The 16657-nt window shown below is 68.9% G+C and carries 15 protein-coding genes and 1 pseudogene; 2 read left to right on the top strand and 14 right to left on the bottom strand.

Annotated elements, in window-relative coordinates; all coding sequences use genetic code 11:
* Nucleotides 1–23: 23 nt before the first annotated feature.
* The 10 genes from J7E87_RS07660 to J7E87_RS07615 form a co-directional block, all read right to left on the bottom strand.
* Nucleotides 24–974 (bottom strand): 3-hydroxybutyryl-CoA dehydrogenase, encoded by a 951-nt coding sequence (locus J7E87_RS07660; RefSeq protein WP_285427300.1) that lies wholly within the window; start codon nt 972–974, stop codon nt 24–26.
* The gene (locus tag J7E87_RS07655) at nt 971–1969 is read right to left on the bottom strand and encodes a 3-oxoacyl-ACP synthase III family protein (RefSeq protein WP_215091229.1); all 999 of its coding nucleotides are present in this window, start codon (nt 1967–1969) and stop codon (nt 971–973) included. The genes J7E87_RS07660 and J7E87_RS07655 overlap by 4 nt, the downstream gene beginning before the upstream one ends.
* A 1-nt stretch (nt 1970) precedes the next feature.
* Nucleotides 1971–3320, bottom strand: coding sequence for a crotonyl-CoA carboxylase/reductase (ccrA, locus tag J7E87_RS07650; protein ID WP_215091227.1), 1350 nt, complete (start codon nt 3318–3320; stop codon nt 1971–1973).
* Nucleotides 3321–4557: 1237 nt separating this feature from the next.
* Complete coding sequence (locus J7E87_RS07645) at nt 4558–5133, bottom strand: hypothetical protein (protein WP_215091224.1); 576 nt, start codon at nt 5131–5133, stop codon at nt 4558–4560.
* 2 nt (nt 5134–5135) lie between these two features.
* Nucleotides 5136–6296, bottom strand: a complete 1161-nt coding sequence (locus J7E87_RS07640) for an ROK family glucokinase (protein ID WP_215091222.1) — start codon at nt 6294–6296, stop codon at nt 5136–5138.
* Between the two features lie 293 nt (nt 6297–6589).
* Nucleotides 6590–7417 (bottom strand): ATP-binding cassette domain-containing protein, encoded by an 828-nt coding sequence (locus tag J7E87_RS07635; protein ID WP_215091220.1) that lies wholly within the window; start codon nt 7415–7417, stop codon nt 6590–6592.
* Nucleotides 7414–8484, bottom strand: coding sequence for an ABC transporter permease (locus J7E87_RS07630; RefSeq protein WP_215091218.1), 1071 nt, complete (start codon nt 8482–8484; stop codon nt 7414–7416). The genes J7E87_RS07635 and J7E87_RS07630 overlap by 4 nt, the downstream gene beginning before the upstream one ends.
* Nucleotides 8481–9494 (bottom strand): sugar ABC transporter substrate-binding protein, encoded by a 1014-nt coding sequence (locus J7E87_RS07625; protein ID WP_215091216.1) that lies wholly within the window; start codon nt 9492–9494, stop codon nt 8481–8483. Before J7E87_RS07625 ends, J7E87_RS07630 begins: the two co-directional genes overlap by 4 nt.
* A gap of 128 nt (nt 9495–9622) precedes the next feature.
* Nucleotides 9623–10618: a sugar ABC transporter substrate-binding protein gene (locus J7E87_RS07620; protein WP_215091214.1), complete on the bottom strand. Its 996-nt coding sequence runs from the start codon at nt 10616–10618 to the stop codon at nt 9623–9625.
* A 162-nt stretch (nt 10619–10780) separates the two neighbouring features.
* A complete protein-coding gene (locus J7E87_RS07615; RefSeq protein ID WP_308312876.1) occupies nt 10781–11500 on the bottom strand; it encodes a GntR family transcriptional regulator in 720 nt (239 codons plus the stop codon).
* Between the two features lie 155 nt (nt 11501–11655).
* Here J7E87_RS07615 and J7E87_RS07610 point away from each other — a divergent pair, with 155 nt between their 5' ends.
* Nucleotides 11656–12660, top strand: coding sequence for a Gfo/Idh/MocA family oxidoreductase (locus tag J7E87_RS07610; RefSeq protein WP_215091212.1), 1005 nt, complete (start codon nt 11656–11658; stop codon nt 12658–12660).
* A gap of 42 nt (nt 12661–12702) precedes the next feature.
* On the opposite strand, the gene J7E87_RS07605 is transcribed toward J7E87_RS07610, so the two are convergent.
* The 4 genes and pseudogenes from J7E87_RS07605 to J7E87_RS07590 form a co-directional block, all read right to left on the bottom strand.
* A complete protein-coding gene (locus J7E87_RS07605) occupies nt 12703–13122 on the bottom strand; it encodes a PaaI family thioesterase (RefSeq protein WP_215091210.1) in 420 nt (139 codons plus the stop codon).
* A gap of 60 nt (nt 13123–13182) precedes the next feature.
* The gene (locus J7E87_RS07600; protein ID WP_215091208.1) at nt 13183–14361 is read right to left on the bottom strand and encodes a cytochrome P450; all 1179 of its coding nucleotides are present in this window, start codon (nt 14359–14361) and stop codon (nt 13183–13185) included.
* 18 nt (nt 14362–14379) lie between these two features.
* Nucleotides 14380–14538, bottom strand: a pseudogene (locus J7E87_RS34910) (LuxR C-terminal-related transcriptional regulator); the annotation flags it as partial.
* A gap of 240 nt (nt 14539–14778) precedes the next feature.
* Nucleotides 14779–15405, bottom strand: coding sequence for a dihydrofolate reductase family protein (locus J7E87_RS07590; protein ID WP_215091207.1), 627 nt, complete (start codon nt 15403–15405; stop codon nt 14779–14781).
* A gap of 312 nt (nt 15406–15717) precedes the next feature.
* Here J7E87_RS07590 and J7E87_RS07585 point away from each other — a divergent pair, with 312 nt between their 5' ends.
* Nucleotides 15718–16449 (top strand): 3-oxoacyl-ACP reductase family protein, encoded by a 732-nt coding sequence (locus J7E87_RS07585; RefSeq protein WP_215091205.1) that lies wholly within the window; start codon nt 15718–15720, stop codon nt 16447–16449.
* Nucleotides 16450–16657: the final 208 nt, after the last annotated feature.

Here is a 16657-nt window from a genome sequence, read left to right as displayed (position 1 = left end):
GACGGTGCCGGACCCCGTGGTGGTTACGCGTATGCGTAGAAGCCGCGGCCGGACTTCTTGCCCAGCAGGCCGCCCTCGACCATGCGCAGCAGCAGCGGCGGAGGCGCGTACAGCGGCTCCTTGAACTCCTCGTACATCGCCTCGGCGATCGAGACGGTGGTGTCGAGCCCGATCAGATCGGCCAGCCGCAGCGGCCCCATCGGGTGGGAGCACCCGAGGACCATGCCCTGGTCGATGACCTCGGGGGTGGCCAGGCCGGAGTCGACCATCCGGATGGCGGAGAGCAGGTAGGGGAACAGCAGAGCGTTCACCACGAAGCCGGCCCGGTCGGGCGAGCCGATCGGCTTCTTGCCGAGCACGTCGGCGACGAATGCTGCGGCACGCAGGCTGATGTGACGATCCGTCAGTACTGAGTCGATCAGCTCGACCAGCGGGAGCGCCGGTACCGGGTTGAAGAAGTGGATCCCCACGACACGGCCGGGGCGGCTGGTCGCGCTCGCCAGCCGGACGATCGGGATGGAGGACGTGTTGCTCGCCAGGATCGCCTCGGGATCCTCGACGATCTTGTCCAGAGTGGTGAACAGCTCCAGCTTGAGGGGCTCGTGCTCCTTGACCGCCTCGATCACAAGCTGCCGGTCGGCCAGTTCGCCGAGATCCTGGGTGAAGACCACCCGGTCCAGCGCCGCGTCCCGCTCCTCCTCAGTGATCTTGCCCTTGCTCAGACCGCGGTCGAGCGACCGGGTGAGCTGCTGCGGCCCCCTGACGAGCGACGCGTCGGAGGAGACGGCCACGGTGACGTCCAAATCGGCCTTGGCACACAGTTCGGCGATCCCCGTGCCCATGATGCCGCTGCCGACCACGCCTACACGGCGGATCCGCCGCGCGATCTCGGCTGCTTCCGCGGCCTCCGCGGCCTCTGCGGCCGGGCCGAGGTCGGTGCCCGCGGCGTTGATCGTGTCCAGAGTGATGGTCATGCTCCGGTCCCCCAGGTGAGCAGCGACGCCCCGATCGACATGCCGCCGCCGAATCCGGCGAGCAGCACGAGGTCTCCGTCGGACAGGGCGCCCGTCCGGTTGGCCTCGTCGAGCGCGACCGGGACCGACGCGCTCCCCACGTTTCCGTACTTCTTCAACGTCCGGTGAGTCCGCGCGTTCGACAGGCCTGCGCGCTCCACGACCTCGCTGAGCATCACTCCGTTGGCCTGGTGCGGTACGAAGTGGTCGACCTGGCCGAGCCCGACGCCGGCTCGGCCCGCGAGCGCGACCAGCGCCGGTGGCACGTGCTCCGCGACGAAGTCCCGTACACCGCGGCCGTCCATCTTGAAGAAGTGGCCGCCCTCCGCGACGGTCTCTGCCGTCGCCGGGTTCCTGCTGCCGCCGGCTTCCACCCGGATCAGGTGGTGCGCGTCGCCGCGGCTCGCGAGGTCGATGCCGATGATTCCGTACGGCGCGGGCACCGAACCGACCACCGCGGCACCGGCGCCGTCGGCGAACAGCACGGCCGTCTTGCGGTCGGAGAAGTCGAGGATCCGGGAGTACAGATCGGCGCCTATGACCAGCACACGGGTGTCGGGGGTGAGCGCCGCAAGGCTGCGGGCCAGGGCGAGCGCGTACACAAAACCGCTGCACACGACATTGACGTCGAAGCACGCGGCGCCATACGCACCCAGCGCATGCTGCACCAGGTAGGACGTCGGCGGCTGCGGGAAGTCGCCGGTGGACGTCGAGACAATGATGTAGTCGATCTCGTCGGCGCTCAGACCCGCCTGCTCGAGGGCGTCGGCGCCGGCCCGCGCGGCCAGGTCGGAGGTGGCCTCGTCGGAGGCGGCAAAGCGGCGGGACCGGATCTGCGTCTTCCGCTCGATCCATTCGGCGGTGACACCGACGCGCTCGGCGACCTCTTCATTGCCGATCTCCGCCTTGGGCAGATAAGAACCGGTCGACAGTATCCCTATTCCACGTTCCGACATCTCAGGCAACCCTTTCCGGCGATACGGAGCGCAGCGGATTGAGCCGTGCCTCACCAATCTTCGAGCGCAGTTCGGGGTCCGTGACCCCGAGCCCTTCTTCCGGAGCCAGGCAGAGCACCCCGACCTTCCCGGTGTGCCTGTTCGTCTGCACCAGCCGGGCGGCCTCCGCCACGTCCTGCAGCGGATAGACCTCGGAGAGAATCGGGGAAAGATGACCGAGTCGGAAAAGCCGGTTGCACTCGGCCTGCTCGTGGAGATTCGCCGCATGGCTGCCCACGATCCGCTTCAGGTTCATCCACAGATAGCGATTGTCGAACTGGTGCTGGTAACCCGTGCTGGAACCACAGGTGACGACCACACCACCCCGGCGTACGACGAATACGGAAATCCCGAAGGTCGCGGCGCCGATGTAGTCGAAGACGACATGCGGGTCCTCCCCGACCTCCGCCCGGATGGCCCGGCCGAGGCGCTTGCCCAGCTCGATGGTGCGCTGCGGGGTCAGCGGATCGTCTCCGCCCAGCCCGATCTCGTTGCGGTTGATGACCACGTCGCAGCCGAGCCGCCGCAGGGTCTCCGCCTTGCGCTCGGAGCTGACCACGCCGACCGCGATACCACCCGCGTTCTTCACCAGCTGCACGGCGAACGCGCCGAGGCCGCCGGTGGCGCCCCAGATGAGCACGACGTCGCCCTGCTTGATCCGCGCGCCGTTCTCGCCGACCAGCATCCTGTAGGAGGTGGCCGCGGTCAGCAGATTGGCGGCCGACTCCTCCCAGGTCAGATGCGGTGGCTTGGGCAGCAGCTGACTCGCCCGTACGACCGTGAAGTGGGCGAGGCCGCCGAAGTTCGTCTCGTAGCCCCAGATCCGCTGCTCGGCGCCGAGCATCGCGTCGGCGTGCGTCGCGGGCTCCTGCTCGTCGACCTGGACGCAGCTGACCACCACGTGATCACCGGGCCGCCAGCGCCGCACCCCCGCGCCGACCCGCACCACGACCCCGGCCGCGTCCGAACCCACCACCTGGTACGGCAGGTCGTGGCGTGCCGCGTAGCCGCCCTGCCGGCCGTAGCGCTTGAGGAATTCAAAGGTGGGAACCGGCTCGAAGGTCGCCGACCACACGGTGTTGTAGTTGATGGAGCTCGCCATCACCGCGACGACCACTTCGTCGGGCGCGATTTCCGGCATCTCCACGTTTCCCACGTGCAGCGACTTCCGGACGTCTTTGTCTTCGACTTTGCCGAACATGCCGACGTCCTCCGCGCGCAGATGCGCGGCCAGATATTCGGCGGGAAGCGTCTGCCTTTCCAGCTCCTCCGGCGAGGCGCCTTCGAGAAGCGCCTCAGTCAAAGAGTCCATGATTTCCCTTCTTCGCTCAGCACAAAACCGCCCCTCCCGCGCAGCCGTCGTCGCCCGCCGGGAAGCAGCTCAATTCAAAGCTGTGCCATAGGAAGGAGAATCATCAGCGCGAACAAAGCGCCGGAAGAACCACATCTGGAGTGCATCCCATGGCCCGTCACACGCTACGCAACAAAGCTCCACGCCCCTACCCTTAACCGCCCCCTAGAAAGGACCCCAGCGACAGCCCCGTACAGCCCGGGTCATAGCCGGCCACACCCCCACCGAGGCATGACTGTTCGAGGGGGCGGCTGAGGGGTGCCTCTATGTCCTTCGTCAAGCCTGTGTGGGTCATGCGGGGGTAGCTTCCGACGTGCGTGGCTCGCAAAGGTTCCGTCTCGGAGCATGACGAACAGGACGCTGAGGGAGTGTCATATGAACGGCTTCCGCAGGTAGGTTCCGGAAGTTCACCTCCGCGGACACTGGCGCAAGCGAGGGCACGGGCGCAGGCACCCGCACAAGTGTCCGGCGGCAGGGGTCTCGCGCAAGATCGACACATCCGTGTCAAGACACCCCGGTCCGCTCTCACGCGAGTCAGATCCCGGCTCTGGGACAGCACCCGTCGATTCTCGCCGTTCTCGTCGCACTGGGCATAGCCTCGGATTCCATCAACCGCCCGCTGTTGGTACGGCCGTGTCCGCCGCCCGCGCCACGGGGCCCGCAACTCCATTGCCACCGTCCCTCGCCCGCACCCGCCCTCAAGGAACGCGGAGGCGGGCTGCGATCAGGGCGATGTCGTCGTGGGCCTGGATGTGCAGCGACCGGGGGCGTGGGATGGCGGCTCCTGCGCCTACCGCGCCCAGCACCCGCCTCCCCTCCCCCGTCCCAACCAACTGCGAGCCGCAGCAAAACCAAGATCCCGTCGAACTCGCCACCGCGCGACCCGTCGCCACACGCAGACCCCCCGCCAGGCAAGCCAGCGGGGGTTCCTCACCTATCACGGGCTCTCACACGGGTCTCACCAACAGCGTTGACACCACCGGACCACATGGTCCTGACCTGCCCATTTGGCCTCAGCCTGGACCGGCTGAACGCCCCCGGACGGCCTTTACGACCTGTGCCAGGTGGTGCCGAGGGACGGGCCCAGGATGAGCACGGGGGCGTCGTCCGGACCGTCGATCCGGTACTGCAGGGTCTTCGGGGGCATCTGCGTCTCACTCACTTGCCCCACGGTAATGAGTGAAAGTGCGGCCTCCGGTCAGGGGGTCGCCGTCGACACGACATACACCTTGGGGCGGGAGAGATGGGTCATGTCCACGGTGATGTCCTGCGAGGGCCGCGGGTCCTTCTGCGCATGCGTGGTGCCCGCCCAGTCACCGCCCTCGCTGAAGTCCCAGCCGACCGTCTCGGCGTCGCGCGCGCTGATGGTGACCACGCCGTCGTCGAGCTGGGAGCGGCTGGTGCCCGCGCCCTTCAGGAACCGGTCGAGCCCGGCGGACGTGGTGCGGAACTGGACGTACAACCGGCTGGTCTTCCAGTTGCTCGTCTCGTAGTAGGCGACGTCCGTGGACTTCGCGGGGATCGGCACCTCGAAGACGCGGCGCTTCATGTGCGAGGGCCAGCTGTCGCGCAGGCCGGTCGCGGAGGACTCCGACTCCTTGTCGCGGCCGCTGTTGCGGCTCTGCTCCGCGGAGATGACCAGATAGCCGGCCGGGATACCGACGAGCAGCACGATGGTGATCGCCGTCAGCCAACGGCGAAGGAGCATATGGCGCCGGTCCTCGGAGGAAGGGGCGCTCTCGTCCGGGGACGTCGGCTGGTGGGGCAGGGTCATGGCTACGGTTCCTGGGTGGGGCGGGCAGTGCTGGGGTTAAGGATGGCCTGCGCATAGCGCTCGTACCGCTCGTGGCGCTCCAACCGGCGCCGGTTGGCGCGGCGGAAGCGGCGGGCCACGAGCCGCGCGAGGTCTGCGGCGCCGACCATACCCGCCTCGGGGCCGAGCTGGGCTTTGACGATGCGAGCCTCGGGACGGTAGCCGCGGCCGGTCAGATGCCGCCGGAAGGCGTCCCGGGCGGGGCCGATGAGCAGGTCGTCGGCGGCGCTGACGCCGCCGCCGATGACGAAGCAGGAGGGGTCGAGGGCGGCGGCGAGGTTGGCGATGCCGACGCCGAGCCACTGGCCGATGTCCTGGAAGAGCTCGACGCACATTGCGTCGCCGTCGCGGGCGAGCTCGGTGATCAACGGTCCGGTGATGTCGCCCACATTGCCGCCGACCCGGTCGATGAGGCTGTGCGCGACCGGGGAGTCGGCCGCGGCGAGTTCGCGTGCCTCCCGTACGAGGGCGTTGCCCGAGCTGTACTGCTCCCAGCAGCCGCGATTGCCACAGGGGCAGCGGTGGCCGCCGGGGACGACCTGCATATGGCCGAATTCGCCGGCGACCCCGTACTTTCCGCGCTTGACGTGACCGTCCTCCAGGATCGCGCCGCCGATTCCGGTGCCGAGGGTGATCATGACGAGGTGGTCCTCGCCGCGGCCCGCGCCGAAGCGCCACTCCGCCCAGGCGGCGGTGTTGGCGTCGTTGTCGACCAGTACGGGCACGGCGAGCCGGGCCGCGACGGCGTCGCGCAGAGGCTCGTTGCGCCAGGCCAGGTGGGGGGCGAAGAGCACCTTGGAGCGGTCGGCGTCGACCCAGCCGGCCGCGCCGATGCCCACGGCGTGCACATCGTGCCGGTCGGAGAGGTCCAGGACGAGCTCGCAGATGGTGTCCTCGACGACCTTCGGGCTCTTGGACTTGTCCGGCGTCTCGGTGCGGATTTTCTCCAGGATGACCCCGTCGGCGTCGACGACGCCCGCCATCACCTTCGTACCGCCGATGTCGATGCCGACGGTGGGGACGCGGGGCGCGGTCAGGTGCGAGCGCCGCTCGCGGGTGCCGATGGTCTTCAGGACGGTGGCGCGTGCGGAGCCACGGTGCGCGAGGTCGCGGTAGGTGCTCATGTCCCTGCGGGGTCTCGGGGGCGGGGGCCGGCGGGCTGTCATGTCCCCGGCGGTGGGCAGTGCCCACCGGGGCCGATTCTGCCATCCGGCGGGATGGAGTGCCGTTTACCGCAGGCTCCGCCCCGGGACCCACCCCCTACGCCCCCCGGCGTGGGGGGACCCCAGCTCCTCAATCGCCGGAGGGGCTGACGTTTCCGGTCCGGCGGGAAGATCCGTCCTCGCCGCCGTTTGAGGCGCAGGGCCCGGGGCGGAGCCCCCGTTGCGGAAGGGGGTGGGGCAGCCCGCCGCAGGCCCTAGGCGTTCGGGCCGTCGTCCTTCACCGGGTGTCCGCCCAGATGCGTCGGCACCGGCGCCCGTTCCAGCTCGTGGCGCAGGTCCTCCAGCTCGCTGCCGCCGGCCATCTGGCGGGTGAGCTCATCCAGAGTGACCGAGTCCTTGGTGTGGCTTCCCGACATGGAGCCGCGCTTGAGCAGTACGAAGCGGTCGCCGACCAGATACGCGTGGTGCGGGTTGTGGGTGATCAGCACCACGCCCAGTCCCGCGTCGCGTGCCGCTGCCACATACTTCAGCACCACACCCGACTGCTTCACCCCGAGCGCGGCCGTCGGCTCGTCCAGCACCAGGACCTTCGCGCCGAAGTAGACGGCCCGGGCGATCGCCACGCACTGTCGCTCACCGCCCGACAGCGTCCCGATGGGCTGGTCGACATCGCGTAGGTCGATGCCCATGCGCAGCAGTTCGGACCGGGTGGTCTCGCGCATCAGCTCGACATCGAGGCGCTTGAAGGGACCGACGCCCTTCGTCGGCTCGGAGCCGAGGAAGAAGTTCCGCCAGACCGGCATCAGCGGTACGACGGCGAGATCCTGGTAGACCGTGGCGATACCTCGGTCCAGAGCCTCGCGCGGGTTGGCGAGGCTCGTCTGCTCGCCTTCGATGAGGAACGTGCCCGAATCGTGCCGGTGCAGCCCCGCGATGATCTTGATCAGGGTGGACTTGCCCGCGCCGTTGTCGCCGAGAACGCACGAGATCTGCCCGGCGTGAACCTCGAGCGAGACGCCTTCCAGGGCACGGATGTTGCCGTAGTACTTACTGACGTTGTCCAGCTCGACGAGGGCGGTCATTTGGTTGCCTCCGCACGCTTGCGGACCCATGCGTTGAGCAGGGTGGCCAGAAGGAGCATCGCTCCGAGGAAGAACTTGAACCAGTCCGGGTTCCACTCCGCGTACACGATGCCCTTGCTGGTCATGCCGAAGATGAACGCGCCGACCGCCGAGCCGATCGCGGAGCCGTAGCCGCCGGTGATCAGACAGCCGCCGATGACGGCCGCGATGATGTACGTCAGCTCGTTGCCGACGCCCTCGCCGGACTGCACCACGTCGAACGAGAACAGCAGATGCTGGCCGGAGATCCAGGCGGCGAACGCGACGCCCATATACAGGCCGATCTTGGTCTTGTTGACCGGGACGCCGACCGCGCGGGCCGCCTCCGCGCCGCCGCCGACCGCGAAGATCCAGTTGCCGAAGCGGGTGCGCAGCAGGATCCAGGTGGCCAGCGCGACCAGGGCGAACCACCACAGGATGGTCACCTTCAGCGTGACGTCGCCGAGGGTGAGCTGGGAGGCGAAGAGCTTCTTCGCCGAGGCGAAGCCCTCCATGTCGCCGATGGACCTGGTCGAGACCGTGCCGCTGATCAGCTTGGTGAAGCCGAGGTTGAGGCCGGTCAGCATCAGAAACGTACCGAGCGTGATGATGAAGCTGGGAAGTTTCGTACGGGTCAGCATGAAGCCGTTGAAGACCCCGACCGCGAGCGTCACCAGCAGCGAGACGAAGATGCCGGCCCAGACGTTCGCCGTCATCTGGTAGCTGAACATCGCGGAGATCAGCGCGGAGCTGGTCACCAGCACGCCGGCCGAGAGGTCGAACTCGCCGCCGATCATCAGCAGCGCGACCGGCACGGCCATGATGCCGAGGGTCGATGCCGCGTACAGGACGGTGGAGAGGCTGGACGCCCGCAGGAACGAGTCCGCCACGATCGAGAAGAAGATGAAGACCGCGGCGGCGCCGACGACCGAGCCCAGCTCGGGCCGGCCCATCAGTTTGCGCAACGGCGAGGTGCGCAGCAGCCGTTCATCCGTTGTGCCGGGCTTGTCGGGCTGCCGGGTGCCGGCAGGTGGTGCGGTCGCACTCATCGGGTCCCCCGCTCCGTGTATTCCTCCAGCGCGGCGGCGTCCGTCTTGGTGATGATCTGCGGTCCGGTGAGGACGGGCCGCCCGCCGCCGAGTACATCGGCGTTGTACTTGTAGAGCCACAGCAGGTCCACGGCCTGATACCCCTGCAGGTACGGCTGCTGGTCGACGGCGAAGCCGAGCGTCCCGGCCTTCAGGCCGGCGGCGACCTTGGCGTTCAGGTCGAAGGTGTCCACCTCGGCCTTGCTCTCCGCGGTCTTCCTCGCCTGCACGGCGGCGTCCGCGAACGGCGCGCCCAGCGTGACGACGGAGTCGATGGAACGGTCCGACTGGAGCTTCGCCTCGATGGACGCCTGGACGTCCGGCATGTTGGTGCCGTCGACGTACAGGTTCTGCAACTGGCCGCCGAACGTCTTCTTCGCGCCGGCGCAGCGCTGTTCATGGCCGACGTTGCCCTGCTCGTGCAGCACGCACAGGGCCTTCTTCCTGCCCCGCTTGTCGAGTTCGTCGCCGACTGCCTCGCCGGCGATCGTCTCGTCCTGGCCGATATGGGTGAGCGCGCCGTACGCCTTGGACTGCTCGGAGCCCGAGTTGACGGTGATCACCGGTATGCCGGCCTTCTCGGCCCTGGCGATGGCGTCCTTCATCGCGTCGGGCTTGGCGAGTGTGACGATCAGCCCGTCGACCTTCTTGTCGATCGCCGTCTGGACGAGCTGGGCCTGCTGCTGGCCCTCGTCGTTGTGCGAGTACAGAAAGTTGATGTTGTCCTTGACCGCGGCCTGCTCGGCGCCGTTCTGGACGATGTCCCAGAAGGTGTCGCCGTCGCCGGAGTGGGTGACCATGGCGAAGGTCCAGCGGGGGGTGGTGACGGCTGCCTTGCCGGCCGCGGCCTGGGCCTTGCGGGCGTCCTCCGCGCGCTTGCCGCCCGTGCTGCTGCATCCCGCGAGGGAGGCTCCGAGTACCGCTGCCAGCACCGCGCCGAGCGCGCGTACCCCTGTCCTTGCCCTAGCCACGACGCCGTGCCCTTCTTGCCGTACCCGCTGTACTTCCCGCTGCGGCCGGGGGTCGTGAGGACTCGCCCCGGCCGCCCAAGTATGTGTCACAGCAGGTCGGCGGGTGGGCACCGGGTGGGCGGGGTACGTCATCGGGTGCCTTCGGCGGTGAGCTTCTCCAGCGCGGGCACGTCCTTCTCGGTGACGAGGGCCGGGCCGGTGAGGATCGGCTTGCCGCCGCCGATCACATTGCCGTTGGTCTTGTTGAGCCAGAGCTCGTCGATGGCGAGGTAGCCCTGGAGGTAGGGCTGCTGGTCCACGGCGAAGCCGATCTCGCCGGCCTTGAGCTGCTTGACCACCTCGGCGTTGAGGTCGAAGGTGTTGACCTCGGCGCTGGAGCCCGCGCCTCCCTTGGCCTTGACGGATGCGGCGGCGAAGGGTGCGCCGAGCGTGACGACGGCGTCGATGTCCTTGGCGCTCTGCAGCTTCGCCTCGATGGAGGAAGTGGACGCGGGCATGTTGGTGCCCTCGACATTGAGGTTCTCGACGGTCCCCTCGAAGGTCTTCTTCACGCCGGCGCAGCGGGCTTCGAGCGAGACATTGCCCTGCTCGTGGATGACGCAGATGGCCTTCTTCTTGCCGCGCTTGTTGAGCTCCTCGCCGACCGCCTCGCCGGCCACGGTCTCGTCCTGGCCGATGTGGCTGAGTGCGCCGACCTCCTTGGAGAACTCGGCGCCGGAGTTGATCGTGACGACGGGTATGCCGGCCGCGGCGGCCTTCTTGACGACGTCCTTGACTGCTTCCGGCTTGGCGAGGGTGACGATGATGCCGTTGACCTTCTGGTCGATGTAGGTCTGGATGAGCTGGGCCTGTTCCTTGCCTTCCTTGTTGGCGGCGTAGAGGAACTCGACGTTGTCCTTGCGGGCCGCGACCTTGGCGCCGCTCTGCACGATGTCCCAGAAGGTGTCGCCCTCGCCGGAGTGCGTCACCATCGCGATCTTCAGCCGTTGGGTGGTGGCGGCCTCACCGCCGCCGCCCTTGGAGGGGCGGTCCTTTGCCTCCTTGCCGCCGGAACTGCTGCATCCGGCGACGACGACCAGGGCACATGCGGCGAGCAGGGCTGCTGCCTTGCGGGTAGTACGCATGGTGGATCCGCCTTCTCTCCCGGCCGCCCGGTTGCGGCTGGGTGAGTTTTTACGGCGGTCAGGCGACCCCGTCAAGACTTTGTCCGAACATTCTTACGCAAAGGACATTCTTACGTGACCTTGCGCGGCCCTCCGGCCCTCCGGCCCTCCCCGGGCCCGGGGTCATGGCCGGACAAGGAGCTGGAACTCGAAGGCGTAGCGCGAGGCGCGGTAGAGGTGCGAGCCGAACTCGACCGCGCGGCCGGTGTCGTCGAACGTGACGCGCTCCATCGTCAGCACCGGAGCGCCGGTCTGCTCGGTGAGCAGCTCGGCCTCCAGGGAGGTCGCGGCCCGCGCCCCCACCGACTGGCGGGCGCTGTGCAGGGTGATCCCCGCGGCCCGCATCATGCGGTACAGGCCGGTGGCCTCGAGACGTTCGGTGTCGCAGTCGAAGAGGCCGGCGGGCAAATGGTTGCGCAGCATGGCCATCGGCTCGCCGTGGGCGTACCGCAACCGCTCGACGAGCTGAACGTTGCCGCCCTCCACCACCCCGAGGGCGGCCGCGACCTCCGCGCTCGCCGGCTCGATGGCGTTGCGCAGCACGATGGTCGCCGGCCGCTGACCGGCCGCCTCGAGATCGTCGTACAGGCTGCTGAGCTCAAGGGGACGCTTGACCTGGCTGTGCACGACCTGGGTGCCTACGCCCCGGCGGCGGACCAGCAGGCCCTTGTCGACGAGGGACTGGATGGCCTGGCGGACGGTCGGGCGGGACAGGCCGAGCCTGCCCGCCAGCTCGATCTCGTTGCCGAGCAGGCTGCCGGGGGTGAGGGTCCCTCTCTCGATGGCCGCTTCCAGCTGTTGCGACAGCTGGAAGTAGAGCGGAACCGGACTGGTCCGGTCCACACTCAGCTGGAGAGACAGAGACGGGTCCGTCACGTGTCTGGGGTGCTTGGGCACGGAGCGAGCGTAGTCGCAGGGAATGTTGACGGGAAGACGTGAAGTTCGGTTGTCAGGACAAAGTCTTGACAGGAAGACGGCCCCCCAGCCACCTTTGGGCCATGCGCATCGGACTCATCGGAACGGGACGTATCGGCACCTTTCACGCGGGCGTGCTCAGCCGCCACCGGGAGGTGGGTTCGCTGGTCGTGGCGGACGCCGACCGGGCGCGGGCGGCCGAGGTCGCCGAGCGCACCGGGTCCACGGCCGCGCCCAGCGCGGACGAGATCTTCGCCTGGGGCGTCGACGCCGTGGTGATCGCCTCGGCCACCGCCGCCCACGCCGATCTCATCGCCCGCGCCGCCCGCGCAGGGCTCCCCGCCTTCTGCGAGAAGCCGATCGCCCTCGATCTGCCGGGCACGCTCGGCGCGCTGCGCGAGGTCGAGTCGGCGGGCACACTGCTCCAGCTGGGCTTCATGCGCCGGTTCGACACGGGATACGCGAAGGCCCGGGAGATCGTACGGTCGGGTGCGCTCGGCCGGCTGCACACCGTACGGGCCATCACCTCCGACCCGACCCCGCCGCCCGCCGCGTATCTGCCGCTCTCCGGCGGCCTGTACCGGGACTGCCTGGTCCATGACTTCGACATCCTGCGGTGGGTGACCGGTCGCGAGGTGGTCGAGGTGTACGCGACCGGCTCGGACGCGGGCCCGGCGATGTTCCGCGACGCCGGCGACGTCGACACGGCGGCCGCGCTGCTCACGCTGGACGACGGCACGCTGGCCACGGCGACGGCCACCCGGTGCAACGGCGCGGGTTACGACGTACGGATGGAATTGGCCGGCGAGCTCGACCAGGTCGCGGTCGGCCTGGACGACCGTACGCCGATCACCTCGACCGAGCCGCATGGCCCGCCGCCGGCCACCAAGCCATGGCCCGGGTTCCTGGAACGGTTCGCCCCCGCGTACGAGGCGGAGCTGGACACCTTCATCCGGGTGGTGCAGGGCGAGGCGGAGAACCCGTGCGACGGGCGCGAGGCGCTGACGGCCCTGCGGATCGCGGAGGCGTGCGAACTGTCCCGCCGGGAGCACCGGCCGGTCCGGCTGGAGGAGATCCCGGCGCACTGAGATCCCGGCCCGAATCGCGGTGGCCCGCCGCCCGGCGCACTCTCAGGACTGTTGCGCGGACAGTACGGTGCCCTGCGCGACGGCGCAGAGCGTCTCGTCGCCGTCGGCGTTCACGATGAACAGATCGCACCGCACGACGGCCTGCCGACGCCCGCTGTGAACGACGGCCGCCCGGGCCACCAGGGTCAAGCCGGTCGCCGGGCGGATGTACTGGACGGAGAACCCGCCGGTCAGCACGGCGGGACCGAGCGTGGTACCGGCCGCGAAGGTGATCGCGTTGTCGGCCGCGTAGGCGATCACTCCCCCGTGCAGATACCCGTTCTGCTGGTGCAGTTCCTCGCGGACGTCGACTTCGAGCACGGCCTGTCCATTGCCGAACGCGGTGATCCGCGCCCCCAGCAGACGGCTGAACGGCTGGCTGTCGAGGACCTTCCGGGCCAGGTCGAGGTCAAGTCCGGGCATGGTGGGGCTCCTTGGCGGATCGGTGAAGGTGGTCGGCAGGTTCGGAGGTAGAGCTCGGGGCTACCAGCTCACCGGGAGATGGCGCACGCCGCGCATCAGCAGCCCCGGCAGCCAGTCGAGCGGCCCCCCGGACGGGTCGAGGGCGAGGTCCGGGCAGCGTTCCAGCAGGGTGCGGACGGCGATACGGCTTTCCATGCGGGCGAGCGGCGCACCGAGACAGAAGTGGATGCCGTGCCCGAAGGCGAGATGGCCCCGGGTGTCCCGCCGGATGTCAAAGCTGTCCGGGGCCGGGAAGCGGGAAGGATCGCGGTCGCCCGCGGCGAGGCCGACCAGCACAGTCGCACCGGCCGGGATAAACCTGTCGCCGACAGGCACAGCTTCGGCGGCGAAGCGTACCGTGCCGGTCTCCACGGGGCCGTCGTAGCGCAGCATCTCCTCGACCGCTCCGTCCAGTAGTCCGAAGTCGGCGCGCAGAGCGGCCAGTTGAGAGGGGTGGGTAAGCAAGGCCCGTACACCGTTGGAGATCAGATTGACTGTCGTCTCATGGCCCGCGATCAGCAGCAGATAAGCGAGGGCGCGCAGTTCGGCGGCCGAGAGCCGGTCGTCGTCCTCCGCGCGGGTGCGGATGAGGGCGGACAGCAGATCGTCGGTGGAACCGGCACAGCGCTTGTGCTCGATGAGATCGTCAAGGTACGCGGCCAGTCCATGGACGGCGTCCGCCTCGGCCCCCGCTCCGGTCGGGGCCACTACCTCGTTGGACCACTTGCGGAACGCGTCGCGGTCGGCGGCCGGGATACCGAGCAGCTCGCAGATGACGATGATCGGCAGCGGGAAGGCCAGCGCGTCGACCAGATCGCCGTGCCCCGCCGGGAGCATCGCGTCGAGCAGCTCGTCGGTGATCTGCTGGATGCGAGGACGCATACTTTCCACCCGCCGCCCCGTGAATTCGCGGGCCACCAACTTACGCAGCCTGGTGTGATCGGGAGGGTCCAGGACCAGAAGATTCGGTCCGACAACCTGCTCGTCGAGCATCATCGCACCAACCGTGGCGGGTGATTTGGACAGCCGCGGGTCGGCGAGCGCGGCCCGCGCCTCCTCGTGACCGACGATGAGCCAGAACCGCTCGCCGCCCGCCATGCGCACTTCGTGCAGGGGCCCCGACTCGCGCAGCCGCGCGTAGTACGGATATGGGTTCGCGGTGAAATCCGCTCCGTACTCGCCCAGATCGACGGTTTTCATCACGCCAGCGTACGTCGACTACGTCGGCTCGTCCTCGTCCAGCAGGCCCGCGTCGTGCGTCAACAGAGCGATCTGGACACGGCTGTTGAGGTCCAGCTTGGCCAGGATGCGGGAGCCATGCGCCTTCCCGGTCGGCACGCTCATATGGAGGATCGCGGCGATCTCGGCACTGGACTGGCGACGGCGCCACCGCGACCGCCCCCCGGTTGACGGTCGGCGAGGGAGGTGAGCCGCTCGGAGGCCGCGCTCTTGCGCGTTTCGAGGGCGCGTTCCGCGACGTGCGTCATCATGTACGTCGGTGAGCGCACGGCGCACGAACCCGGCAAGCGGTCGGGTCGGCCACCCTTCCGCCTCGCGTCGCCCCTGCCGGCACCAGAGTCGTACCCAACAGGCCGAGCACGCCGAGGTGTTCGGCCGCTACGCGCTTTCGTCGAGTTCGTACGTGCCGTATTGGGGGCGGCCCTCCAACTCATACGTGTGGATGGCCACGCCGGCGCCCGTCGTTCGCGATGCGGCATGCCGGAACGCGGTCGGAACCGCGCCTTCCGCGAAGAGACGGCGGCCCTTCCCCAGTACGACGGGGAAGACGAGCAGGTTGAGCGTGTCAATCAGGTCGTGCTGCATGAGGGACTGGGCGAGACGGCTGCTGCCGTGGATCTGCAGCTCCCCGTCCGTGCGCTCCTTGATCGCGGTGACCTCCTTGACGAGGTCACCGCCGATGACAGTGGTGCCCTCCCAGTCGGCCTTGTCGAGCGTGGTCGACGCGACGTACTTCGGCAGGGTGTTGAGCGGCGACGCGATCGGGTCGGCGGGGTCGGTCACCTTGGGCCAGTAGCCGGCGAAGATCTCGTAGGTACGGCGGCCGAGCAGGAAGGCGCCGGCCCGTTCGAAGACCTCGTTCATGAACCGGCCGAAGTCGTCGTCCCCGTACGGTACGGACCAGCCGCCCAGGTCGAAGCCGTCGCTGGTGTCCTCGTTCGGACCGCCGGGGGCCTGCATCACGCCGTCGAGCGTGACAAAAGTGGTGATGGAGAGCTGTGCCATGGCAGGTGCCTGCTTTCGGGAGCGCTTCGGAGCGCGGTGTTGGCGTTCGGTGTCGAGGTGCGTTATTCGGTCCGTCCATCAGCTCAGACCCGGCCCGCGCCGTGAATTCATCGGTCGGCGGGCGTGCCGGCCCCCGTGGGTGGAGAAGAGCCCGCCGACCGGGCCCGGCTTGTCGCCGCCCCGGGCAACTTCCCGGCCTCACAGTTCTTGCTGAAGGGTCACACGCGGATTCAACGTCCGTTTGCCGCCAGACCCGAGGAGGCTGGGCCGCTTCCCTTGAAGTCGTAACCACTACCGACATAAGGGGTACGGATGTCCAGGACGGCTTTGGTGACCGGTGGCAGCCGCGGCATAGGGGCGGCGATCGCGCTGCGGCTGGCGTCGCGGGAGGGCTTCGATGTGGCGATCACCTATGTGCGGGACGAGGAGGCCGCCGAGGAGGTGGTCCGCAAGATCGAGGCGGCGGGGCGGCGGGGGCTCGCGCTGCGCTCGGACGCGGCGGACGCGGAGGCGGCAAGCACGGTCGTCGGCCAGGTCGTGGATCGCCTCGGAAGCATCGACATCCTGGTCAACAACGCGGGCATCGGGCGGCTCGGTCCGGTCGAAAGCCTCGCGCAGGCCGATGTGGACGAGGTGCTCGACGTGAATGTGCGGGCGGTGTTCCTCGTCTCGCAGGCGGCCGCAGCGCGGATGGGTCGCGGCGGGCGGATCGTCTCCATCGGCAGCTGCATGACGAAGTACGTACCGGGCCCGGGTGGCACGCTCTACGCGATGAGCAAGGCCGCGCTGACGGGCCTGACCAAGGCGCTGGCCCGGGAGCTGGGCAGCCGCGGAATCACGGCGAACCTGGTCCACCCCGGCCCGATCGACACGGCGATGAACCCGGCGGACGGCCCGTACGCCGAGCCGCAGAAGGCGGGAACGGCGCTGGGCCGCTTCGGCAGCCCGGACGAAGTCGCCTCCATGGTGGCGTATTTGGCGAGCGACGAGGCGGCGTATGTGACGGGCGCGGAACTGTCGGTGGACGGCGGGCACGCGGCATAACGCTGGGGCTCCGCCCAGACCCGGTACGCCCTGTGGGCGTTTGTCCTCAATCTCCCCAGACATCGTCCGGTGGACCCCCAACGGGCTTGATTTCCCGCCGGTCGGCCTGAAGATTTCACGTCGACCGGCGGGAAATTCCAGCCCCGCCGGCGATTGAGGCGCCGGGCCCGGGCACCCCAAAACCAGCCCCGCCGACGACTGAGGCGCC

Origin of the sequence: Streptomyces sp. ISL-1 (assembly GCF_018614585.1) — a bacterium.
Taxonomy (GTDB): Bacteria; Actinomycetota; Actinomycetes; order Streptomycetales; family Streptomycetaceae; genus Streptomyces; species Streptomyces maoxianensis.
This window is presented reverse-complemented; position numbering and strand designations above follow the sequence as displayed.